The 22,463-nt window shown below is 72.3% G+C and carries 17 protein-coding genes; 9 read left to right on the top strand and 8 right to left on the bottom strand.

The genetic code is table 11. The annotated features are described in order from the left end of the window. Positions 1-27: 27 nt before the first annotated feature. On the bottom strand, positions 28-1,299 hold the full coding sequence (glyA, locus tag WME76_RS31445; RefSeq protein ID WP_433928856.1) for a serine hydroxymethyltransferase: 1,272 nt from the start codon (positions 1,297-1,299) through the stop codon (positions 28-30). Further along, positions 1,296-2,630, bottom strand: coding sequence for a dihydrolipoamide acetyltransferase family protein (locus tag WME76_RS31440; protein ID WP_437955938.1), 1,335 nt, complete (start codon positions 2,628-2,630; stop codon positions 1,296-1,298). The genes glyA and WME76_RS31440 overlap by 4 nt, the downstream gene beginning before the upstream one ends. Positions 2,631-2,988: 358 nt before the next feature. Here WME76_RS31440 and WME76_RS31435 point away from each other — a divergent pair, with 358 nt between their 5' ends. After that, positions 2,989-4,779: a glycosyltransferase family 39 protein gene (locus WME76_RS31435; protein WP_437955937.1), complete on the top strand. Its 1,791-nt coding sequence runs from the start codon at positions 2,989-2,991 to the stop codon at positions 4,777-4,779. Positions 4,780-4,858: 79 nt separating this feature from the next. On the opposite strand, the gene WME76_RS31430 is transcribed toward WME76_RS31435, so the two are convergent. After that, positions 4,859-6,595 (bottom strand): hypothetical protein, encoded by a 1,737-nt coding sequence (locus WME76_RS31430; protein ID WP_437955936.1) that lies wholly within the window; start codon positions 6,593-6,595, stop codon positions 4,859-4,861. A gap of 391 nt (positions 6,596-6,986) precedes the next feature. Here WME76_RS31430 and WME76_RS31425 point away from each other — a divergent pair, with 391 nt between their 5' ends. Both WME76_RS31425 and WME76_RS31420 read left to right on the top strand, forming a co-directional pair. Beyond that, positions 6,987-8,033, top strand: a complete 1,047-nt coding sequence (locus WME76_RS31425) for a glycosyltransferase family 4 protein (protein WP_437955935.1) — start codon at positions 6,987-6,989, stop codon at positions 8,031-8,033. 68 nt (positions 8,034-8,101) lie between these two features. Then, on the top strand, positions 8,102-8,896 hold the full coding sequence (locus WME76_RS31420) for a class I SAM-dependent methyltransferase (protein WP_437955934.1): 795 nt from the start codon (positions 8,102-8,104) through the stop codon (positions 8,894-8,896). Here WME76_RS31420 and WME76_RS31415 read toward each other — a convergent pair. After that, positions 8,889-9,878, bottom strand: a complete 990-nt coding sequence (locus WME76_RS31415) for a hypothetical protein (RefSeq protein ID WP_437955933.1) — start codon at positions 9,876-9,878, stop codon at positions 8,889-8,891. The two genes, WME76_RS31420 and WME76_RS31415, sit on opposite strands and share 8 nt — an antisense overlap. Before the next feature lie 594 nt (positions 9,879-10,472). On the opposite strand from WME76_RS31415, the gene WME76_RS31410 reads away from it, so the two are divergent. From WME76_RS31410 to WME76_RS31400, 3 genes are all read left to right on the top strand, one after another. Beyond that, on the top strand, positions 10,473-11,123 hold the full coding sequence (locus WME76_RS31410) for an RNA polymerase sigma factor (RefSeq protein ID WP_437955932.1): 651 nt from the start codon (positions 10,473-10,475) through the stop codon (positions 11,121-11,123). Next, positions 11,110-12,333 carry a hypothetical protein gene (locus WME76_RS31405; RefSeq protein ID WP_437955931.1) on the top strand — a complete coding sequence of 408 codons (1,224 nt, stop codon included), beginning with the start codon at positions 11,110-11,112 and terminating at the stop codon, positions 12,331-12,333. Before WME76_RS31410 ends, WME76_RS31405 begins: the two co-directional genes overlap by 14 nt. Before the next feature lie 257 nt (positions 12,334-12,590). Then, positions 12,591-13,289 (top strand): hypothetical protein, encoded by a 699-nt coding sequence (locus WME76_RS31400; RefSeq protein ID WP_437955930.1) that lies wholly within the window; start codon positions 12,591-12,593, stop codon positions 13,287-13,289. A gap of 402 nt (positions 13,290-13,691) precedes the next feature. Here WME76_RS31400 and WME76_RS31395 read toward each other — a convergent pair whose 3' ends face one another. The 3 genes from WME76_RS31395 to WME76_RS31385 form a co-directional block, all read right to left on the bottom strand. Further along, positions 13,692-14,003 carry a hypothetical protein gene (locus WME76_RS31395; protein WP_437955929.1) on the bottom strand — a complete coding sequence of 104 codons (312 nt, stop codon included), beginning with the start codon at positions 14,001-14,003 and terminating at the stop codon, positions 13,692-13,694. 457 nt (positions 14,004-14,460) lie between these two features. Continuing rightward, complete coding sequence (locus WME76_RS31390; RefSeq protein ID WP_437955928.1) at positions 14,461-15,099, bottom strand: TonB family protein; 639 nt, start codon at positions 15,097-15,099, stop codon at positions 14,461-14,463. 60 nt (positions 15,100-15,159) lie between these two features. Beyond that, complete coding sequence (locus WME76_RS31385; protein ID WP_437955927.1) at positions 15,160-17,451, bottom strand: ArnT family glycosyltransferase; 2,292 nt, start codon at positions 17,449-17,451, stop codon at positions 15,160-15,162. A gap of 102 nt (positions 17,452-17,553) precedes the next feature. Between WME76_RS31385 and WME76_RS31380 the strand changes: the two genes are divergently transcribed. Then, the gene (locus WME76_RS31380) at positions 17,554-18,378 is read left to right on the top strand and encodes a Uma2 family endonuclease (RefSeq protein WP_437955926.1); all 825 of its coding nucleotides are present in this window, start codon (positions 17,554-17,556) and stop codon (positions 18,376-18,378) included. 109 nt (positions 18,379-18,487) lie between these two features. On the opposite strand, the gene WME76_RS31375 is transcribed toward WME76_RS31380, so the two are convergent. Continuing rightward, on the bottom strand, positions 18,488-20,068 hold the full coding sequence (locus tag WME76_RS31375; protein ID WP_437955925.1) for an ATP-binding protein: 1,581 nt from the start codon (positions 20,066-20,068) through the stop codon (positions 18,488-18,490). A 770-nt stretch (positions 20,069-20,838) separates the two neighbouring features. Between WME76_RS31375 and WME76_RS31370 the strand changes: the two genes are divergently transcribed. Together WME76_RS31370 and WME76_RS31365 are read left to right on the top strand one after the other, a co-directional pair. Next, complete coding sequence (locus tag WME76_RS31370) at positions 20,839-21,756, top strand: hypothetical protein (RefSeq protein WP_437955924.1); 918 nt, start codon at positions 20,839-20,841, stop codon at positions 21,754-21,756. After that, positions 21,749-22,372 (top strand): hypothetical protein, encoded by a 624-nt coding sequence (locus WME76_RS31365; RefSeq protein ID WP_437955923.1) that lies wholly within the window; start codon positions 21,749-21,751, stop codon positions 22,370-22,372. The genes WME76_RS31370 and WME76_RS31365 overlap by 8 nt, the downstream gene beginning before the upstream one ends. The last annotated feature ends 91 nt before the right edge of the window (positions 22,373-22,463 follow it).

Genomic DNA, 22,463 nt, shown 5'->3' with positions numbered 1-22,463 from the left:
CGGCGCGCCTCGCGGCCCGCCGCAGCCCTACAGCCGGATGCCTGGCGCAGGGAAGCCGCGGCAGAGCTCCGCGACCTCGGCGGCGATGCGCGCGATGCGCGCCTCGTCGTTGATGTTCTGCGCCACGTCATCCATCCACGCCGCCAGGCGCTCCATCTCGGCGACGCCCATGCCGCGCGACGTCACGGCCGGCGTGCCGATGCGGATCCCCGACGGGTCGAACGGCTTGCGCGGATCGAACGGGATCGAGTTGTAGTTGGCGACGATGCCCGCGCGATCGAGCGCCTGCGCGTACGGCTTGCCGGCGAGCCCCTTCGGGGTCATGTCGATGTTCAGCAGGTGGTTGTCGGTCCCGCCGGTGATGAGCCGGAAGCCGCGCGACTCCAGCGCGCGCCCGAGCGCCTTCGCGTTCTCGACGATCTGCTTCGCGTAGGTCCGGAAGCCGTCCTCCGAGGCCTCCTTCGCCGCGACCGCGATGGCCGCCGTCGTGTGGTTGTGCGGCCCGCCCTGGAGGCCCGGGAACACCGCCTTGTCGATCGCGCTCGCGTGCTCCTTCTTGCAGAGGATCATCGCGCCGCGCGGGCCCCGGAACGTCTTGTGCGTCGTCGACGTCACCACGTCCGCGATGCCCACCGGCGACGGGTGCACCCCGCCGGCCACGAGCCCCGCGATGTGCGCGATGTCCGCCGCCAGGATCGCCCCCACCTCGTCGGCGATCGCGCGGAACGCGGCGAAGTCGATCGTGCGCGGGTACGCCGTCGTGCCGCACCAGATGAGCTTCGGCCGGTGGGCGCGCGCCAGGTCGCGGACCTGGTCCATGTCGATGCGGTGATCGCTCTCGCGCACGCCGTAAGGGACGCTCTTGAAGTACTTCCCGGTGATGCTCACCGACCAGCCGTGGGTCAGGTGCCCGCCCGCGGGCAGCCCGAGGCCCATGATCGTGTCGTTCGCCTGCGCGAAGGCGAGGTAGACCGCCAGGTTGGCCGGGCTGCCGGAGTAGGGCTGCACGTTGACATGGTCGGCCCCGAAGAGCTTCGCCACGCGCGTGCGCGCGAGCTCCTCGACGACGTCGACCTGCTGCTGACCCTCGTAATACCGCTTGTGCGGGTACCCCTCGGAGTACTTGTTCGTCAGCACCGAGCCGGTCGCCTCGAGCACCGCCCGAGACACGTAGTTCTCGCTGGCGATGAGCCGGAGCGTGTCCGCCTCCCGCCGCTCCTCCAGCCGGATCAGCTCGGCGATCTCCGGATCGACCTCGCTCAGCGCTCTCAGGCCCTGCACGTCGCTCTTCGCGTTCATACTTCGAACTCCCCGCGTGTGAGGATGTCGGTGACGCGCCAGAGGAACGAGTTCGCCAACACCCCGTCGATGATGCGGTGGTCGTAGGACAGCGCGAGGAACATGACCGGATGGATCGCGATCGAGTCCTCCTTGTCCTTCGTGACCACCACGACGCGCTTCTTGATCTCACCCATCCTGAGGATGCCGACGTTCGGCTGTGAGATGATCGCGCCGCCGAACAGGTTGCCCTTGAGGCCGGGGTTCGAGACCGTGAACGTCGTGTTCGCGAGGTCGTCGGCCGTGATCTTGCCCGACCGCGCGCGCCCCGCCAGCTCGTCGATGCTCCGCGCGATGCCGCGCAGCGACAGCTCGTCCGCGTGCTTGATGCTCGGGACGATGAGGCCGCCGGGCGTGTCCACCGCCACGCCGAGGTTGACGTCGCGCAGCACCACGTACGAGTTCTCGAGCACCCGCGCGTTGAACTCCGGGTGCTCGCGCAGCGCGCGGACGGCCGCGGCGCAGATGAAGGACAGGAACGTCAGCGACGCGCCCGCCTTCTTGAACTCGTCCTTGTGCGCCTCGCGCAGCTTCGACGTCTCGTGCAGGTCGACCTCGGCGACCGTCACCACGTGCGGCGACGTCACCTTGGAATAGACCATGTGGTCCGCGGTGATGCGGCGGCGCCGGCTGAAGGGCACCACCTTGTCGCCCGGCTTCGGGGTGTAGGGCGGCACCTTGTACGCGCCGAACCCGACCCCGGGCACCGGCGGCACGAACCCGCCGCTCGCCTGGATGAGCTGCGACAGCTCGGCCGCCTGGCTCGCCCCACCCGCGGGCTGCGGCGCCGCCGGGTGCGCGGCAGGCGCCGGCTCGGCCGGCGCGCCGTGCGCCGCGCGCATCACGTCATCGTGGGTGATCCGACCGCGGTCGCCTGTCCCCTGCACGTTGCGCAGGTCGACGCCGGCCTCGAGCGCCAGCTTCTTCGTGGACGGGCTGGACAGCGGCCGGGCGCCCTCCTCGTGGCCGTTGCTGCCCGGCGCCGGCGCCGCGGGTCGCGGCTCGGCCGGCGCTGCGGCGGCCGGGCTCTGGGCCGCCGGCTGGGCCTCGCCCTGCGCCGTCTCGTCGATCTGGCAGAGCAGACCTTCCTTGGCGACAACGGTCCCCTCGGCCACCGCGATCCGCGCGACACGACCCGCGATCGGCGCGGGGATCTCCGTGTCTGCCTTGTCGGTCGCAACCTCGAGCAGCGGCTGCTCGCGCTTGACGAAATCGCCCTCGCGCACGAGCCACCTCGAGACGGTCCCCTCGAGCACGCTCTCGCCGAGCTGTGGCATGCGAACATCGACCATCGCTTCTCGCTCCTCCAACGCGGCCGCCGGGAGCGCCCGTTTCTCCGGGCAACGGCGGCACGGTCGTATACGCCGCCCGCCCTTCGAGGGCAACGACACATGTTCGTCCCGTGCGTATCCTTTGCATCATTTGTCAGCATGTCGGCGGAGAGGCGTCCCGGCGTGCGCCACGTCGAGCCGCCGCGCGACCCGGCGCGCCCACGGGAGGCTCGCCCCCGCGGCGCCCACCCGCCACCCTCCGCCGGCCCGCCGAGGGAGCCTCCCCGGCGACGGCGAGCCTGCCCCACCGGGACGCCGGGCGCAGGAGGACCGGAATCGTACGTAGACGCTGGCGCGCCCGAGCCGGTAAAAGACCCCGGTGCGTGACGCCGCGCCGGATGCGACCGCGGTCCCTTGCCCCCGGGCCCCCTCGATCGAGCCCGCGAGCGAGCGGCTCGCCGCCGGGCCGGCGCGCGGCGCGGGCGCGCAGGCGATCGGGGCGATCTCGGTCGGCGTCATCGCGTTCCTGCTGCTGCAGATCCTGACCTACGGCTACGGCCGCGATCAGGGCATCTACGCGATGGTCGCGCGCGCGGTGCTCGACGGCGGCATGCCCTACCGCGACGTGTTCGACTTCAAGCCGCCCGGCATCTTCCTGATCTACGCGCTCGCGCGCGCGCTCTTCGGCCCGGCGCAATGGGGCATCCGCGTCCTCGAGGTCGTCGGCCTCGCGGGCATGTGCTTCGCGATGGCGTCGCTCGCCGGGCGCGCGTTCGGCGACCGCCGGATCGGGATCGTCGCCGCGGCGCTCGCCGTGCTCGTGCACGCCCAGCTCGATTTCTGGCACACGGCGCAGCCCGAGTCGTTCGGCGGCATGCTCACCGTCTTCGCCCTGCTCGCGGCCACGCCGCGCGGGGGCGCCGGCGCGCCGCGCCCCGCGAAAGGCGCCGCCGCGCTCGTCGCGTCGGGCGCGCTCTTCGGCGCCGCCGGCCTGCTCAAGCCGCCGCTCGCCGGCGGCGGCGTCGTGCTCGCCGTTGCGCTGGCCGCGCCCGCCCTCGCGGAGCTCGCGCGGCGCGCGCTGCACGGCGGGGCGCGCGGCGAGGATCAGCGCGCGGGCGCGGAGGTCGGGCGCGCGCTCGAGGGCGAGCCGGCGCGCGCTGCAGCGTCGACGCGCGCGCTCCTGTGGGCGGCGCTCCGGCCCGCGCTGCTCGTCGCGCTGGGGGGCGCGCTGCCTGTGCTCGCCTGCGTCGCGTGGTTCGCCGCGGCGGGGGCGCTCGGCGATCTCTGGGAGGTCCTCTTCGTCTTCACGCCGCACTACACCGCGCTCGGGTGGCGCGACGCGGGCGTGCTCGAGATGGCGTGGCACGGCGCCAGCGAGTGGCTCGTCCGGTACTCCGGCCCGCTCGCGCTCGGCCTCTGCTTCCTGCTCGCGCTGCACCCGGAGCGCCGCGAGCGGGCGGGCGTGGCGCTGCTCGCGGGCGTGATCGCGATGCACCTCGTCGGCGTGGTGATGCAGGCGAAGTTCTTCCCTTACCACTACGGCGCGACGTGGCCGCTCACGGCGATGCTCGCCGCGCTCGGCCTCTGGAAGGCGTGGGAGCGCTGCGCGCGGCGCGGCGTGAGGGCGATCGCGGCGCTCGTCGCGGTGCTCGTCGCGGCGGGCTTCGCCCGCTCGGCGACGAAGGACGTGGCCGACGACTACGTCGAGCGCTGCGCCGAGCGCCTCGCGCTGCTCGCCGCGGGCGCGAGGGATCTGGACCGCCTCGATCGCCTCGCGTCGGTCGCGGACGTCAACGCCGCGGCGAACCGCGCGGTCGCCGCGTGGCTGCGCGAGCGCGTCGCGCCGGGGCGGCCGGTGTTCGTGTGGGGCTTCGAGCCGGTGATCTACGACCTCGCCGACCGCCCGCCGGCGACGCGCTACCTCTACAATGTCCCGCAGCGCGCGGCGTGGGCCCGGCAGGAGGCGCGCGACGCGCTGATGCGCGATCTCGCCGCGAGCCCTCCGGCCGCGATCGTCGTCGAGCGCCGCGACGTCTTCCCCTCGGTGACCGGCGACGTGCTCGACTCGCGCGACACGCTGGACGGGTTCCCCGCGCTCGCGGGGCTCATCGAGGAGCGCTACGAGCTCGCCGTGCTCATCGAGGATTTCGAGATCTACCTCGAGCGCTGAGCGGCAGGCGCGCGCGCCGCGCAGCGGGCTCGAACGCCGGGCGCGGCCGGCGGGCCGCGCCCGGCGCCCGGCGCCGCGATCAGGGGCAGGAGACGTCGTTGGGCTCGCCGGGGGTCGGCGCCGCCGCCTGGAAGAGGCGGCCGTCGCGGCGGCCGTCGGCGCAGCGCTGGATCGACTGCGTCGTCGACAGCGCGCTCGTCGCGCCCTCGTCGACCTGGACGCGCTGGAGCGCCTCCGGATCGCTGGAGATCAGCGCGCTCAGGAGGTCTTGGTCGGCCGCGTCGCCCGTGCCGTAGACCACGGCGTCGATGAGGCGCGTGGCCGTGAGCGGCGTCCCCGAGGGGAAGGCCGCGGGCAGCCCCTGGTACAGGCCGACGGCGTCCGCGCCGTTCTCCAGGTTGCTGGCGACCTCTGTCGCGTCGAGGAGCACGGTGGGCGCCGGGGTCACGGCGGGGTTGCCGACGAGCAGGAGGCCGCCGATGTCCGTCCTCCCGTTGAGCTCCACCGCCCGGTACGACGCGTCGCCGCCCGGCGCGTTGCCGTTGTAGAGCACGAGCGTGTAGCCGGCGAGGCTCACGTCCATCACGCCCGTGCTGATCTCGATGAACTCGCGGTCGTCGTTCACCGGCGCGGTCGGCGTGTCCGCGTCGAGCTCGTTGATCTGCAGCCGGATCACCGTCACCGGGAACGGCGTCCGCAGCGCGCCCGGCCGGGTCACCACGATGTCCCCCCGGCCGATGTCCGTCGCGTCCGACAGCGCGGGGATCGTGATCTGCGTGTCGGAGTCGACCGTGAACCGTTGCCGCACGTAGCCCACGGTCACGGCCGTCGCTCCGGTGAACCTCGTGCCGGTGAGCACGAGCGAGCCTCCGACGGTGATGACCGGGTAGTCGACCGACGTGACCCTGGCCGCGGGCGCGCAGGCCGTGCAGGACGAGCCGCCGCAGTCGATGCCGCCCTCGTCGCCGTTCTGGATGCCGTCATCGCACGAGGGCACCTGGCAGACGTTATCGATGCAGACCTCGGTCGGGCAGTCCGAGTGGACCAGGCACTGCACGCAGACCCCGGCGGCGTTGCACAGCCCTCCGTCGGCCAGGGAGCACCAGGTGCCCACCGCGACCGGCTCGTGGACCGGGGAGCCGTCGCGGCACGAATCGCGGGTGCACTGGCTGCGGTCGTTGGGCACGTCGTCGTCGTCGTCGACCTCCTCGACCGCGCCCTCTCCGTCGCAGAGGCGCTCTGCGCAGTCGCCGGCCATCTGCATCTCCGCGGGCGTCCCCTCGGCCACGGGCCGGGTGGCGCACGCTCCGTCGACGCACGCCGCGACCGCGCACTCGCTCGCGGGCTGGTCGCAGTCCGCGTCCTTGGTGCAGGCTTCACCGCCGGAGCCGCCGGAGCCGCCGGAGCCGCCTGAGCCGCCGCTGCCGCCGTCGCCGCCGCCGGTACCACCGACTCCACCGGAGCCGCCGTCGCCCCCACCGGAGCCGCCGCTGCCGCCGTCGCCGCCGTCGCCCCCACCGGAGCCGCCGCTACCACCTGCGCCGCCGGTGCCGCCGTCGCCGCCGGCACCGCCGATTCCACCGGAGCCGCCATCGCCCCCACCGGAGCCGCCATCTCCGCCCCCGTCGCCCCCGTCGCCGCCGCTGCCGCCGTCGCCGCCGGCACCGCCGATTCCACCAGCGCCGCCGTCGCCCCCACCGGCGCCGCCGTCCCCGCCCTGTCCTCCAGCGCCCCCCTGTCCGCCGCTCCCGCCTGTGTTCTCACCGATCAGGCTGCGATCGGGCATCGTGATCAGCTCGCAGCCCGAGGTGGCCACAAGCGAAATGCTCAGAGCGAGCGCGGAACCGTATCGATTCGATCTCGAAGTCATGGACCACCTGTGTGCGGATTGGCTGGGCGCTCGGGCCCTCGACGCTACCTGCGCGGTCCCGCGCGCAGGGAGGAGCGGACGGCCATCCTAGACGGACGGGGCGCATCACGAAAGCGCCGCACCGCTCCGCCGCGCCGGATCGCGTCCGCGGGCAGCTGCTCTGCTGCGCTCGCGGCGCGCCGCCGCCCTCGCGCGCTTCGTCCGCGAGGCGGGCGGGCGCACGGCGGGCGCGCCCTGATGGCATGCTCGTTGATGCGTCGATCGCGGGCATGCGCTCCGCCGCCAGCGGGGTCGAGGACAGGCCCCGCTCGCGTCGCGCGGCCCAGGAGCGACAACCATGCGGATCGGGATAATCTCCACCCCGTTCATCCGGGTGCCGCCTTCCGGGTACGGGGGGACCGAGCTGTTCTGCTATGAGCTCGCCGAGGGGCTGTCGGCGCGCGGACACGAGGTGACGCTCTTCGCGACGGGCGACTCCGCGGTCACCTGCCGGCGCCGGGCGCTCTACGCCGACGCGCGCTGGCCCCCGCTGCCGGAGGACGAGGTGAACCACATCGCCTGGGCGTTCTCGGAGATCGCGCGAGAGGACAGGCTCGACGTGATCCACCTGAACAGCCCGTTCGCCGTGGTGTTCACCCCCTTCGTCCGCGTGCCCGCCGTGCATACGCTGCACCACAAGCGCTGCCACGAGAGCTCGCGCATCTACGCGCGACACCCGGAGATCGCGTATGTGGCCATCAGCGAGCGGCAGCGCTCGCTGGAGACCCCGCTCCCGCGCTCGTGCGTCATCCACCACGGCGTGACGCCGGCGCGCTATCCGCTGAGCCTCGTCGATGAGGGCTATCTCGCGCACATCGGCCGTTACGCCGAGGAGAAGGGGACGCACCTCGCCCTCGACATCGCGAGGGCCGCGGGCATGCCGATCCGGCTCGCCGGCCGCGCGCACCCCGGCGACCAGCCGTATCATCTGCGGGAGGTGGTCCCGCGCCTCCGGGAGATCGGGGCGTCGGACGTCGGGGAGGTGGATCACGACCGCAAGGTCGCGCTCCTGTGCAGGGCGCGCGCCCTCCTCTGCCCGCTCCAGTGGGAGGAGCCGTTCGGGCTCATCGCCATCGAGGCGATGTTCTGCGGCACGCCCGTGCTCGGCTTCCGCCGCGGCTCCTTCCCCGAGATCGTCGAGGAGGGCGTCACGGGCTTCCTGGCCGAGCCGGGCGACGCCGCGCGCCTCACCGCCCTCGCGACGACCCTCGCGCGCTTCGATCGCGCCGCCTGCGCGCGCCGCGCGCGCGAGCGCTTCTGCAACGCCAGGATGGTGTCGAGGTACGAGGCGCTCTACCGGAGCTTGATCGACCCGCGCCGCGCCGCGGGCTCCCGGGCAGCGTGAGCCCGCGGAGGGGCGCGGCGGTCCCTGCCGGTCGCCGTGAGCGCGAGGCGCCGTGGTAAGAGGCGCCCATGAACGAGCTCTTGCACGCCCTGCTCCGGCACCCGCCGCTCGGGCGCGCGGCGCGGGCCGCGTCGGACTGGGTGGATCTCCAGCTCACCCACGTCGTCGACTCGCTCGCTCGCCTCGCCCCGCGGGCGCGCGGGCGGCTGCTCGACGTCGGCTGCGGGGACAAGCCGTACGAGCACCTCTTCCGCCCGCACGTGCGCGAGTACCTCGGCGTGGAGCACGAGGCCACCTTCGGCGCCACCGCCGCGCGCTCGCGCGGCAAGGCGGACATGCTCTATGACGGCGAGCGGCTGCCGTTCCCCGACGCGAGCTTCGACACCGTGCTGAGCGTGCAGGTCCTCGAGCACACCCCCCGCCCGGAGGCGCTCGTCGCCGAGATGGCGCGCGTCCTCCGCCCGGGCGGCCTGCTCATCCTGAGCGCGCCGTTCTCGTTCCGGCTGCACGAGGAGCCGCACGATTACTTCCGCTTCAGCCCCCACGGCCTCCGCGCGCTCTGCGGCCGCGCCGGCCTCACGGTCGAGGAGATCCACCCGCACGGCAGCCTCTGGAGCCTGCTCGGCCACAAGGTGAACAGCTACCTGGCCCTGCGGGTCGCGCAGATCGGCGGCGTCGCGCAGTCGATGGGCAAGCTCGGCCACGAGGCCTCCGCGGCGGTCGGGGCGCGGGTCTGGACGCTGCCGCTCGTCGCGCCGGCCATGATCGCGGTAGCCGCGGGCGCGCGCGCGCTCGATCGCGCGCTGCCCGATCCCACCGAGACGCTCGGCTTCACCCTGGCCGCGCGTCGCTCGCTCAGTTGATGTTCGGCGGGATGGCGACCTGGCACTCGTTGGCCGGGGTCATCCACTTGATGGCGTTCAGCCAGAAGCGCTCGACCTGATAGTCGGGGTGCTCGACCCACTCGCTGTTGTACGTGATCCACTCGTCGCCCCAGACGAGCACCCGCCCATCGCCGGACTCCAGCGCCTTCAGCACGTCATGGCCGCCGCCGGTCGCCAGCGTGGTGCCCTCGCCGACCACCGGGTAGCCGTTGTCCACGCCGACGGCCTGGATCCCTTCGAGCGCCGGGTGCGATCCGCTCCACTCCGTGATCGGGATCGTGGAGCCGCCTTCCCTCGGCAGGATCTGCTCCTCGCCATAGCCTATCCCGAGCGGCTCGAGCAGCGCGTTGACGTTCCGGCGCTCCTCCGGGTCGCCGTACCCGATCAACGTCATCAGGCCGCCGCCCTTCGAGATCCAGTCGCTCAGCGCCGCGACCTCGGCGCTCGAGTACCTGCGCCCGATGACGCTCACGTCCTGGACCACGATGACCTGGTGCTTGCCGAGCTCCTCGGCGGTGAGCTCGGCGTCGCTCAGGTCGACGGCCCCGTTGATGCTGCGCTGGTCCAGCCAGGCCTCGAAGATGTCGCCCTGGCCCCACCTGCCCGGCGCGCCCAGCGTGGCGATGCGGAGGCAATCGCAGACGCCGTCGGCGCCGGCGTCGACATCGTCGATGATGCCGTTGCCGTCGTTGTCCAGCCCGTCGCAGCTATCCTCGTTGCCGGTCATGCCGCTGCCGACGCTGATGCTGCTGCTCCCGCCGCCGGCGCCCACGGCCACGCCGCCGAAGTCGTCGCCGCCGCTGCCCGAGCTCCCCGCCGTGTCCCCGCTGTCGCCGGTGCTGTCGGCGCTGTCACCGCTCGAGCAGGCGGCCGCGTGGAGCGCGACACCCACGCACGCGACCCGCATCAGATGTCCGACCGGAACCCGACCGAAGGACCACAGGCAAGCTCTCGAGTTCATGGCATTCTCCAAGAGGTGCGACGCTCTCGGCGGCGGCCCCGACGCGCCGCCGGACAGCGTCGACATGAAGCCTCTCAGTGTTTCCCGGAGCGGGTCTTTGCGCAACGCGAAAGAGCGAGCTTCGATGAGAGACACGTTGGCTGACGTTGTGTGTGTAGTGGTTTTCTGGTGTGATTGGCGTGATTGGCGTGATGGGTGCGATGTTCCCGGTGATGTGGAGTAAATTTGAACCCCTGCTCGACCCGGCTTGCGGGGAGCTCGAGCGTGGCGATTCGCGATCGGCCACGGATCATGCGTTGCGCGTCGGAGCCGCCGAGAAGAAGAAGGCAAGCCGGCGGCGGTGTTGTCTCGAAGCGGCGCTCGGACGAGGAGACGAGCCGTAGACGTCGAGGACGTCGAGGACGTCGAGTGTGCCAGGGGCAGAAAATTTCAGTGTTGCTTGGGTCGGGCGTCCTTGGCGTCCTGGCGGTTTCTTGAGCCGGGGTGCTGCCGTACCCGAGCGCTCCGAGCCCGCGTGAGGCGGCGCGCGCTGCCGATCGGCAAACCAGGAAACTGCCGGTCGGCTCGTGTGTGATGGCAGCAAGGGACCCGTCCTTGCCCAGCCCCGATCTCGCCTCCTCGAACCTCGCCGAGGTGCTCCGTCCGCTCTCGAGCGAGCAGCGGTCCGACGCGCCCCCGCCCGCCACGGCCTCGGGGCGGAACGCGGCGCCGGCTGCTTCGCGGTCGGCCGACGCCGATGCGGTCGAGGCGATCTACCGCCGCCACCACCGGCTCGTGCACCGGCTGGCGCTCCGCTACGGCAAAGGCAACCTGGCGTGGGCGGAGGACGTCACGCAGGACGTCTTTCTCGACCTGTTCAAGGCGCTGCCCAACCTCACCGAGCTCGACGACCTGGAGGGGTGGCTGTACCGGGCCACGACCAACCGCTGCTTCAACCGCCTCCGGCGCGAGCGCTTCCTCTCGCTCGCCCCGGTCCGCTGGCTCCTCGGCGAGCAGCCGCAGGAGCCCCGGCCGCCGGACGCGCTCGCCATCGCCCGCGACGACCTCCGCCGCGCGTTCGACGCGCTGAACGCGCTGCCGATCAAGGAGCGGGTCGCGTTCTCGATGTACCACCTCGACGGCAAGGAGCAGGAGGAGATCGGGCGGATCCTCGGCCACTCGAAGAGCTACGTCTGCAAGCTCATCCAGCGCGCGGCGCAGCACCTCGGCGGCGCCGGATGGAAGGTGGATCATGGCGACGTCTGACCGCGACGACCTCGTCTCGCAGCTCCGGGCGCTCGACGAGCAGCTCGCCTCCGTGACGCCGCGGCCGCACCTCGAGGCGCGGCTCCGCGCGCGCCTGCGCGCCGCGGGGGAGGCTCCGGCGCCGCCCGCGCCGCGGGGCGCGCTCCGGGGCCTACGTCGCCCGCTCGCGGCCGGCCTCCTCGCGGCCGCGGCGCTCGCGCTCGTCGTCGATGACGGCGCCCCGCGTGCCGTGGAGCCCTGGGGCGTGGCCGCCCGCACGCTGGCCGCGCCTGCCGACCCGATCGCGGGCGACCTCCGCGCGGATGACGCTCCCGCGGAGCCGCGTCCCGCGCGGCCCAGCCTGTCCCCGCCGCCCGAGCCGGTGGCCCCCGCGCCGCGCCGCAGCGCGCGCCCGCCCGAGGAGCGACGCACGCCGGTCGAGGAGCCGCCGCGGGTGGACGTGATGGGCCGCCCGCCGCGGGTGGCTCCGGTGAGCCCGCCCGGCCCGATCGGCCCGCCAGCGCAGCCGAGGCGCGGGCCGGAGCCGTCTTCCCGCCGCGATCTCGGCGACCTGGGGCCGTCCGGCGTTCACGAGCCGCCGATCTTCTCGGTGCTCCGGCCCGAGGAGCGCGTTCCGGGCGCGGCGGGACGCGCGGGCGACGAGGCGGCCGAGCGCGCGCGCGAGGAGGAGAGCGCGACACCCGAGGAGGAGAGCGCGACGCCCGAGGAGGAGAGCGCGACGCCCCAGGAGGAGAGCGCGACGCCCGAGGAGGAGGCCTGCTCGACGGAGCTGCTGTTCGACGGGGTGACCTGTCCGGACGACTGCACGAGCGGCGTCGTCGGCGACGGGGTGACGTGCAAGGACCCGAACGTGCTGATCGAGCAGAGCATCCCGATCTGCGAGGAGCTCGGGCTCGTCCTGCGCGATCTCCAGGTCGACAAGGCCGATTACGAGGTATGCGACGGGAAGGTGCTCCAGGCGGAGTACCTCTGCTGCCCGGCGTGGCCGGGGCAACCGGAGGAGCCCAGGCCGCCGCCTCCGCCGCCCGAGCCCGGCTGCGATACGACGGGCGTGGTGGGTGACGGCGCGACGTGCGAGGACCCGAACGCGCTGAAGGACGAGGCGCTCGCGATCTGCACGTCGCTGGGGCTGCCGCTGAGCCACTTCGACGCTTCGATCGCGCCGTGCGAGACGGGCACCCTCAAGGCGACGTATGCCTGCTGCCCCTGACCGGACTGCCGAGCGGCAGGGCGGGGCCGAGGCATCCCTCCAACCAGGCGAGAGACTCACGCGAGCCCGGAGCGCCGGGGGCGATCTCTCACGGATGCCCCGCCTCCCTGTCGATTCACTTCACCAGACGACGCGCGTACAGGAAACCGGAGCCCCCCTCGCGGTTGGATCATGACGAATGACGACGCGGCGCCGTGCAATGGGCGGCCGCCCGTCGCGGCCATCCTCGCGGCTCACGGCGAGGCAAAGGAGATCTCATGGGATTGGCTCACCGCTGCATCACGGCCCTCTCGATGGTCGGCGCCACGCTGATCGTGGGTTGCTCGACGGATGTCGGGTCCGGCGAGGACTTCGACACGAACACCGTCGACCAGGGCGTCGCCCCGAAGGAGGAGGGCGCCGCCCCGAAGGAGGAGGGCGTCGCCCCGAAGGAGGAGGGCGTCGCCCCGAAGGAGGAGGGCGTCGCCCCGAAGGAGGAGAGTCCGACGCCCGAAGAGGAAGCCTGCTCGACGGAGCTGCTGTTCGACGGGGTGACCTGTCCGGACGACTGCACGGGCGGTGTCCTTGGCGACGGGGTGACGTGCCAGGACCCGAACGCGCTGATCGAGCAGGGCATCCCCCTTTGCGAGGAGATCGGGCTGGTTTTACGCGATCTCCAGGTCGACAAGGCGGACTACGAGGTGTGCGACGGGAAGGTGCTCCAGGCGGAGTACCTCTGCTGCCCGGCGTGGCCGGCGTTGCCGGAGGAGCCCATCACGCCGCCACCGCCGCCGGAGCCCGGCTGTGATACGACGGGCGTGGTGGGTGACGGCACGACGTGCGAGGACCCGAATGCGCTGAAGGACGAGGCGCTCGCGATCTGCACGTCGCTCGGGCTGCCGCTGAGCCACTTCGACGCCTCGATCGCGCCGTGCGAGACGGGCACCCTCGAGGCGACGTATGCCTGCTGCCCCTAGTCCCGTGGGCAGAAATCCTGCCAGGGATCTGCCTCGAGAGAGAAGAGAGATTTGACGCAAAGGCGCCAAGGGCGCAAAGACGCAAGAATGCATGACAATTGGTCTTTTTGCGCCTTGGCGTCTTTGCGTTGGAATCTCTCCAGATCCCTGGCCGAACTCCTGGCGGGCGGACTGGCCGGAATCTCTCTGTGTAGGGGGGTGTCGTCACACGTCGCGCTGTCCGCGCATCCGCGCGCAGCACGCGACGATGGCGGCGGGCTTCCTGCTGCGCGGCCAGGCGTCGGCGCCGGCCACGCGCCGCCGTGGCCGCTCGGCGACCCGCGCCGCTGTGACGGTGCACGGCGGCGCGGTCGCCCTCCGGACGACCGACCACGGGGGCCACCCGGGAGCAGACGAGGGGAGCTACTGGCCCGGTTGACCCGGGTTGAGCTCCCTGGCGATGCGCTGCACGCTCTGCATCAACGTCCTGATCTGGTCACCGACCACCGGGCCCGCGTCCTCGACGAGCCCCTCGATCTGCTCGAGCACGGGCGGCAGACCCTCCGCGGTGACCTCGTGGATGCGCTCTCCTCCGAGCTTCGCCTCGATGCGAGCCAGCTCGTCCTTGAGCTCGCCGAGCGCCTGGGACACATGCTCCCGGTGCTGCACGTGCTCGTGTCGCGAGAGCTCATAGGCAATCGCGATGGCGCTCCGAACATCCCGCTGAACTTCCATCCTCTCCATGCCTTCACCCGTGCCGTTGTCGGCGATAGTCGATCTCGATGCTACCGGCCGCGGGCGTCGCGCTGTCCCACCGCCGGTGCATCCCTCCATGGGAGTGGCTCGCTCTGGTCGTCTGCTGGTCGCGCCCGCAGGGCGGATCAGTCAGCCGGCTGTCGCTGTCGCCCCCGGCGCTCAGCGTTCCAGCGTCTCGACATCCAACCGTCTTTGCAGCTTCGTCTCAGCAGCGTCTCACGTGCTTGTCGTGATAGCAGCTTCCGTGCCCTTGGCGGCGCGGCGCCTCCTCCGGCCGAGCCCGAGGGAGCGCGCCGATCGGCACGCGAGGTCAGCGCCCGCCCGGCGGACGAACCGCCTCAGTTGTCGCAGATCGCCACGCTCCGCGTGACGCGGCAGACCGGCTGTCCGTAGTCCTCCGCGGGGACTCGGGAGCGGGTCTACGGGCAGGGGCCCTTCAGGGCTGCACCAGCTCGACGCCGCTGAACTCGATGGGAAAGGTGATGACGGTCGTCACACCGCCCTCGGGCCTGGGGAACTGCATCTTCTCGAACGAGTCGGCCACGCAGCGGTCGACCTGCTGGCTCTTCGTGGTCGACTTCAGGACGTCTGCCCTGTTGACCTTCCCGCTCGGCCCGATGGTCGCCTTCACGGTCACCTTGCCCATGAACTTCGGCGAGGTCTTGACGCCGATCTTGTAGCACTCGTCGAACAGCTCTGCGTGCCTCTCCACGACGTCGCGGACCTGCGCCTCCGAGATGCTGCCTCCGAGCGTCCCTGTCGCGACCGCGGCGCCGGGCTTCACGCTCCCGCCGCCGCTCGGGGCGCCCGGCCTCGGCGGGGCCGTCGTGGGCGGCGGCGGCGCGGCCGCCCCCGGGACCTGCGACCCCGGCGGGGGCGCCTCCCCGGCGGCCGGCGTCCCCCCCGTCGCCGGTGGGGCTCCCGTGGCCGGGGCTGCGGTGCCCGCCGGGTCTGGGGCGGCCGCGCCCGCCGGCTCCGACGGCGCGGGCTGCGCCGGCGCCTGGGCGGACGGCGGCGCGCCGCAGCCCGCCGCGAGGGCGAGGACCAGAACCAGACCTGTTCGGCGAGAGCTCATGCCCGAAGGTAAAACCCGAATGCGGGCCCTTGTCCACGAGGATGGCGGCGCGCCCCACGCTCAGCGCAGCCGCAGCACCTCGACCTCCGAAGCGCCCCCGCGGTCCACGAGCCTCGGAGCGCGGCCCGGCTCACGCGCCCTCATCGATGCCCAGAACACCTCCGTCCCCGGGCGCTTCCGGATCGGCACCGGATCGGCGTAGAGGAAGCCCGTCCTCCAGCGCTGCGGCGAGATCGCCGTCGGGAGGCCGACCTCGCGGGTGACCGGGTCGGCCATGGTCGTGGACAGCGGGGCGCGCTCGACGACCCGGGAGCGCACCGCGAGCGCCACGTCGTCCGCCGCGGGGCCGCCCGCGCGCACGAAGATCGTGAGGAGCGAGCGCGCGCCCTCGTGGAACGTCGTCCCGAGCAGCTCCGTTCCGTCGTCGAACCGCGCCCCGAGCGGCGCGAGCGCGGCGCCGATCTCCGCGAAGAGGGCCGCCGCGCGCGCGCCGTCGCCCGCGGCCAGGGCGATGTTGTGCGCGATCCGCTTCTGCTCCAGCGTCTCCGGCGCCGCGGCCGGCGGGTCCGCCGGCTGTCCGAAGTGCGCGCGGAGCTCCCACGTGAGGAACGGATCGGGCACGATCTCGCGCTCGGGCTCGGTGCCCGAGACGAGGTACCAGGCGAGGAGCCCCGGCTCCCGCTCGCGGAACGAGAACGCCTCGATCCCGGGCGCGCGCGGGACGTCCGCGCCGACGTGCGCGCCGACGGCCGCGCCGAGCGCCCAGAACGGGCCCACCGCGGTGATGTCGAAGCGCCGCGCGAGGCTCGCCTGGTCCCTGTCGAGCATGAACCGCGTGTCCGCGAGGTAGGCGCCGCGCGGCGGCTCCTGCCTCGGCGCGGGGCGGCTCGTCCTGACGACGCGCCCGCCGAGCGCCCAGACCTGGGCCCAGGTGGCCTTCATGCCCTCGTGCAGCTCGACGGCGGCGTCCCCGGGCAGCGTCGGCGCGAGCCAGCGCAGGAACGCCGTCTTCGCCCCGTCGGAGTCGATGAGGTGCCCCCGCTCGTTGAAGCGCCCGCCCGTCTCGCGCGCGTAGCGCAGCGCCGGGAGCCCGTCGCGCAGGACGGCGGCGAGCGGCGGGAGCCACAGCGCGAGCGCCGCGAGCGCCGGCCACGGGGGCGGCGGAGCGGCCGACGTCGCGCTCGGGCCGACGTGCCGCGCGGCCGTGGCGCGCTCGAGCAGCGCCGCGCCGGTGTCGACGAGGGCGGCGGCGGCGAGGGCGAAGTACGCGCCGAAGTAGTGGGGCCAGAAGATGTGGATGTCGGCGCCCTGGCGGAAGACGACGTACTGCACCGTCGCCGTCGCGAGGTAGAGCAGCGGCAGCGCGTCGTGCTCGCGCCGGAGCAGGGCGAGCCGCCCGGCGCAGACGATCGCGCCGAGCTTTCCGGCGGCGATGGCGATCGGCGTGAACGAGAGCTCGATCCAGTACCGCCGGCTCGCGAGCACCTTGCTGAGCGGCTCGCTGTTGCCCGAGGAGCGGAACCCGTAGCTCGCCAGGAGGTCGGCGAGCTTGCCGGCGTGGTGGAAGAGGGCGAGGTAGAGCGCGGCGGTCAGCGCGGCGGTGAAGGCGGTGAGCACCCACCACTGCGCGTAGCGCCGCTCGTGGACGGGGCCGAAGACGCGCTTCGGGAGCAGGTACGCCCGGATCGCGCCGAACACGAGCAGCCCGCCCGTGAGCACGAACGCGGGCCAGTCGCCGTGCATCCCGAGCGCGAGGCCGAGGGCGCTCACCGCGAGGTAGCGGCGCCGGGACGTCTGCGTCATCCGGACGTACCCCCAGAGCCCGAGCAGCGTCCAGGCCATGACCGGGACCTCGAGCGCGTTGAGGTTCGCGAACGACAGCGTGATCGGCAGGACGACGAACGCCGCCGCCGCGGCCGCCCCCGCGGCGGGGCGGTAGACGCTCCGGCCGATGGCGTAGAGCAGGGGCGGCGTCGCGGCGCTGAGCAGGATGGCGGGCAGCCGGCAGAGGACGTCGTGCCGCCCGAGGACCTTCATGAACGCGGCGGTCGTCCAGAAGATCCCCCACGGGTGGTGGCAGTAGTACATCTCCGGCGGCGGCCGGCTCGCTGTGTACTCCCAGACGGGTCCGACGATCTTCCAGCGGAGCATGTTCTCCGCGATGATCCCGACGCCCGCCGACGACGCGTAGTGGCCGGCGAGGATGGGCCCGAACATCTCCCACGCCGCCGCGAGCGCGAACCACGCTGTCGCGATCGCGGTGACGGCGAGCGCCGCGCGGATCTCGAGCGGGGAGGCGGAGGGGAGGCCACGCAGGTCGGTCGGGCGGGGGGCTGGGCGGGGCGGCAGCAAGGCGCGGGCAGCTTATGTCGATGGCGCCTTCTGGAGAGGCGAGAAGTTCCCCCCGGGCGCGGCGCGGGTCGATGGCGGCGCGCGGCTCGGGTAGGATGGGGCATGTCGATCGAGGCGCGCGGGCAGGTGCATCGGCGGGCGCAGCGTGACGGCACGGAGCGCGACCCGACGCACTATCCCGTGGAGAAGAAGATGGGGGAGGACTCGCTTCAGACGTGGATCGTGGAGCTCCTCCGTCCGCTGATCGAGCGCTGGTACGGCGAGCTGGGTCGGCCGAGGTTCGTGGGAGCGGACCAGTTCATCTACTACCAGCAGTTCGACCCCTCCAAGGTGGTGGCGCCGGACGTGTACGTGCTGCCCGGCGTGGCGCCTGGGCGGCGCGTGCGTAGCTGGAAGGTGTGGGAGACCGGCATCGCGCCGAGCTTCGCGCTGGAGGTGGTCTCGTCGGACGAGCCCTACAAGGACTACGTGGACGCGCCCGAGCGCTACCGGGAGCTCGGGGTGAAGGAGCTCGTGATCTTCGACCCGGACTGGGAGAGGGGCCGCGACCGGGTGCGGTGGCAGCGCTACCGGAGGCTGAAGACGCGCGGGTTCGTGCGGGTCGAGACGTCGAACGTCGACCGGATCTACGCGCGGGTGCTGGGCTGCTGGCTGCGGGTGACCGGCGCAGGCGAGGATGCGCGCCTGCGGCTGGCGACGGGCCCCGAGGGCGAGGACCTCTTCCCGACCGCCGCGGAGGCGGAGCGCGCGGCGAAGGAGGTGGAGCGCGCGGCGAAGGAGGCGGAGCGCGCGGCGAAGGAGGCGGAGCGCGCGGCGAAGGAGGCGGAGCGCGCGGCGAAGGAGGCGGCGCTGGAGCGCATCGCGGTGCTCGAGGCGCAGATCGCGAGCGCCGCGGAGGCGGGCGGCAAGGGATCCGGGGCCGCATGATCCTCGCTTGAAGCGGGGCTGCCCAGGCGGTGGACCCACGACGCTTCCGCGGAGGTGAGCGCGGCGCGCCGCCGGCAGGAAGGCGCCGCCGATCGAGAGGCGCCGCCGTTCAGGCCCGGAGCAGCGTCACGCGTCGGCCCGAGGGCGTCCGGGCCTCCTCGAAGCGCGTGCGCGCCTCGACGTCGCCGGCCGCGGCGCGGCGGTCGAAGAGCACGAGCACGCCCTCGTCGAGGCCGAGCTGGGCGAGGTATCCGTCGAACGGCGCGAGCCCCTTCGGCGTGGGGTCCTTCTCTCCCTCGCGCCACACCTTGAGCTCCAGCGCGGCGCGCTGCACGGCGCGGCGCCCGTCCTCGCCGCGGTACGGCCATTGGACGAGGAGGTCGATCCTCCCCCGGCCGAGGCCGTACTCCCGCTCGATCTGCCCGCCGCCGTTCACCACGCGCTGCAGGAAGGCCATCAGCACGAGCTGCGGCGCGACCTCGTGGTAGCCGAGGTTGCCGGAGAGCGCCTCGCCGTGCTCCCTCCAGAAGGCGGCGAACTCCCGGAGCAGCCGCGCGACGTCGAGCCGACCGTCGGGGAGCACGAAGCTCCGCGGCTCGGCCAGGATGACCGGCTCCACGTCGCCGGCGAGCACGCGGGCGACGACCTCGCGGTAGATGGGGTTCGCGATGCGCGCGGGGTTGTCCGGCGCGATGAGCCCGAGATCGCGGACGTACTGGAGGTCGTCCTGGTAGGCGTCGCCGACGACCGCGAGCGTGCCCGAGAGGATCGGCTCGAGCACGCGCCGGACGCGCGGCTCGTGCAGGCGCGCGACGAGCGAGTCGAGGTGGGTGGCGCGCGCCAGGATGAGGCGCTCCTTCGCCTCCTCGACGTGCGCCGCGGTGATCGGCTCGCTCGCCGGCACCGCGAGCTTCTCCACGATCTCACGGGCCAGCGCGTTGACCAGCCACGGCTGCCCGGCCGTGAGCGCGACGGCCCGCTCGATCGCTCCCTCGGTGAAGGCCTGGCCGGTGTCGGCCGCGTGCTGGGCGTAGAGCTCGCGCACCTCGTCGGGGTCGAAATCGCCGAGCTTGAGGGACTCGAGCTTGACGTTGAACGGGCTGGCCGTGCCGAGGCGGTTCGGATCGCCGCCGCTCGCCGCCTTGTACTCGCGCACGTCGCGCAGGCCGCAGAGCGCCACCGCGGCGGGGAAATCGCCGGGGCGGTCGGAGAAGCCGGCGCGGAGCTGGCGCAGCACGCTGAGGAGGCTCTGGCCGCGCAGCGCGTCGATCTCATCGAAGAACAGCGCCAGCGGCCGCGGGCACGCGCGAGCCCAGGCGCGGAGCGCGACCTCGACGCGGTGGCCCTCCGGGGCGTCGGGGAAGCTCGGCGGCTGGAGCGCCGCGGGCAAGGTGAGCTCGGCGCGCGCCCGGATCGCGCTGAGCAGGATGCGCTCGGCGGCGCCATAGTCGTCGCCGGCCGCCTCACCCGCCTCGCAGGAGAAGTGCAGCGCCGCCCAGCGGCCGGCGCCGGTGAGCCGCTCGGCGAGGGCGCGGAGCGCCGTTGTCTTCCCCGTCTGCCGCGGCGCGTGGACCACGAAGTAGGCGCGCTGCTCCACCAGGCCGGGTGCCTCGGGCAGGCGCCGCTCGGCCGGGATCATGTAGTGCCAGTCGGGACGGCAGGGGCCGGCCGTGTTGAAGCGGCGTGCCATGCGCGCAGCTTGCGTCCCGGAGCCGGGCGGCGGCAAGGGGCGCGCGCGTCCTCCGCCGCCGTCGCCGGGCGGCGTGCGCTGCGCTCGCGCAGCGGCATCTTGCTATCTCGGGAGACCCTGACCTGACCGCGCGCCGGTTCTGGATCGACCCCTGCGGCCCTCCGAGGGCTTCTCCTTCGGTTTCGGATCGACGCACCCCCCCCTCGAAAGGGTCGCCGGCACATCGTGACCTCTCGGTGCGGGCTCTCGAGGCCCTCAGGTCGGTTCTGGATCGACCCCACCCCCCTCGGAAGGGTCGCCGGCACGTCGCGACCTCTCGGTGCGGGCTCTCGAGGCCTCCCGGTCGGTTCCTGATCGACCGATCGCCCCTTGCGAGGGGTCGCTGGTTCGTGGCGACCTCCCGGTTAGGGCTTTCGAGGCCCTCGGGTCGGTTTCGGATCGGCCGCGCGCCCCTCTGGAAGGCGAGTCTGCACATCGCGACCTCGCTATGCGGGCCTCGGAGGCCCTCAGGCGGTTCCAGATCGACCCACTCGACTTACGAGGGGATGTCAGCGCATCGCTGCCGCTTCGGGCTGCCACGTCTGCCAGCAGCCTCATGCGCGAACGTCGCGTGATCGGTGCCGGAGTCCTTGCAACGGCGAAAGCTCTCTCGCGGGCTGCACGTCGCCGAGCGGCGAGCCCAGGGCTTGCCAATTCTGTTCCGGCTCACTACGCTCGACGGCTGCATGGCTCGTGATGTTTGGCAGGCAAGGGTACAAAATGGACGGTTGTTGCTCGACGTGGAGACCAGCCTGCCCGAAGGAACAGAGGTGCGCCTCGCACGTTTGGAGCAACCTGAAGGACCACGCTGCGACGTCCTTTTGTTCGTGACGACGGAGACGGAGCGCAAGGCGCTGGTGCGCGTCATGGAAAGGCTGAAGATCCAGAGAAGAGAGATCTCCGGCCGCTTCAGTGAGTATCTGGATCTGGGTAGTCACTCTCAGTACCGAGTTTTTGCGGTTGAGACTGAGATGGGGGCGCTGCAAGCCGGAGGCTCGGCGACGAAGGGCCTTTTGTGCCCGTTCGAGACGGGGGCGAGGTACATCGTCGCGGTTGGAATGGCATTCGGCGTCGATCGCAGAGAGCAAAATTTCGGAGACGTGCTCGTGGCGTCCCATGTTCTCCCCTACGACTTCGTTCTCATCGACACAGATGCAGATGGGCGGCTTCCGAGGATCCGGTATGATAACGCGAAGCCAACACCGACGAATCCAGCGCTTATCGGTCTCCTGCGTCGCCACATCGAGCGGAGCCCGCCTGGATTCAGGGTACATTTCGGGGCGATGTTGAGTGGATCCGCTCAGATCCGCTGCGGTGCCTATCGAGATCACCTCGTCGCGAAGCTCAACAAAAAACTCACCGATCTGGATAGGGAGCAACAGAAGAAGAAGGGGAGCTCTCTCTCTGAGCGAGTGATCGGCGGCGAGATGGAGGGCGTCGGCCTGCTCGCGACGCCGCCGACCGAGGGAAGCGTGTCGTGGCTGATCGTCAAAGGAATCAGCGATTTTGCTGACGAGGAGCACAAATCGGACAGCAATGAACGCCGGTCCTTCGCGTGCGAGAACGCGATTGAGCTAGTGCTCGCAGCGCTCGCGAGCACCCCACCCGCAGGTGCAGAGCAAGCTGAGGGGCAGGAAAGCCATGAGTAGCAATCGATTTTTCGACGTTCCGGAGGAAGAGAAAGAGGTACACCCCACCGCCCGCGCTTGGCTCTCGCGCATCCGCGAGGGGCAGAAGGCCACGTTCACACTCTGGCGTAAGCGGGACGGCCTCATTTTTAAGCCCGCCAAGATATACCTGGCGTTCGACACTCCACGCGGCCAGGAGATTCAACATGACGACTGGGACGTCGATCTCAACGAAGCGCTCGTTCGCGCCGGTGTACGGGCCGGGGATGTGCCCAACGAGGCGCATCGGCTAACGATGATGTTCCGCTTCTGGTTCTCCAAACCCGAGGAACGCTTCGGGCCGGGCTTCTTCGAAGCCGTGCTCGTCGAGATCCTGAGAGAACCGCCGCTCTCGGGGCAGGAGGTCATCGCCGGCGTGCTGCGGCGAATTCATGTCGATCAGCCCAATCGCGACGGTTATGGGTACGGGGACTGCAAAGATGCTATAGAGCAGATCCTTCGATCTGCCGCGCGTTCGCTGGTGCAGGACCTCAAATATCCACAGCCTCAAGCCGAGGTTATCCTTGCCGAGGCGCTGGCGCGGTACCTCGACGAGCGGTTTCACATCACAGAGCGCCAGATGCTCGGCTGGGGGTGAGCCGGTGCCTGATGCGCCGAGCGGCGCCCAGCAGCGCGCCCTGGGTACCGTCTTCGCGGCTACGGCTGATGCTGCGCGGCGATCCACGCTC

This window comes from Sorangium sp. So ce119 (assembly GCF_051524405.1).
In the GTDB taxonomy this organism is placed as follows: Bacteria; Myxococcota_A; Polyangia; order Polyangiales; family Polyangiaceae; genus Sorangium; species Sorangium cellulosum_G.
This window is presented reverse-complemented; position numbering and strand designations above follow the sequence as displayed.

Excerpts from the sequence above, each read along its gene's own strand:
- WME76_RS31440 (WP_437955938.1), bottom strand. The coding sequence starts at position 2,630 with ATGGTCGATGTTCGCATGCCACAGCTCGGCGAGAGCGTGCTCGAGGGG.
- WME76_RS31395 (WP_437955929.1), bottom strand. The coding sequence starts at position 14,003 with ATGGAAGTTCAGCGGGATGTTCGGAGCGCCATCGCGATTGCCTATGAG.
- WME76_RS31390 (WP_437955928.1), bottom strand. The coding sequence starts at position 15,099 with ATGAGCTCTCGCCGAACAGGTCTGGTTCTGGTCCTCGCCCTCGCGGCG.
- WME76_RS31375 (WP_437955925.1), bottom strand. The coding sequence starts at position 20,068 with ATGGCACGCCGCTTCAACACGGCCGGCCCCTGCCGTCCCGACTGGCAC.
- WME76_RS31425 (WP_437955935.1), top strand. The coding sequence starts at position 6,987 with ATGCGGATCGGGATAATCTCCACCCCGTTCATCCGGGTGCCGCCTTCC.
- WME76_RS31420 (WP_437955934.1), top strand. The coding sequence starts at position 8,102 with ATGAACGAGCTCTTGCACGCCCTGCTCCGGCACCCGCCGCTCGGGCGC.
- glyA (WP_433928856.1), bottom strand. The coding sequence starts at position 1,299 with ATGAACGCGAAGAGCGACGTGCAGGGCCTGAGAGCGCTGAGCGAGGTC.
- WME76_RS31415 (WP_437955933.1), bottom strand. The coding sequence starts at position 9,878 with ATGAACTCGAGAGCTTGCCTGTGGTCCTTCGGTCGGGTTCCGGTCGGA.
- WME76_RS31380 (WP_437955926.1), top strand. The coding sequence starts at position 17,554 with ATGTCGATCGAGGCGCGCGGGCAGGTGCATCGGCGGGCGCAGCGTGAC.
- WME76_RS31405 (WP_437955931.1), top strand. The coding sequence starts at position 11,110 with ATGGCGACGTCTGACCGCGACGACCTCGTCTCGCAGCTCCGGGCGCTC.
- WME76_RS31400 (WP_437955930.1), top strand. The coding sequence starts at position 12,591 with ATGGGATTGGCTCACCGCTGCATCACGGCCCTCTCGATGGTCGGCGCC.
- WME76_RS31365 (WP_437955923.1), top strand. The coding sequence starts at position 21,749 with ATGAGTAGCAATCGATTTTTCGACGTTCCGGAGGAAGAGAAAGAGGTA.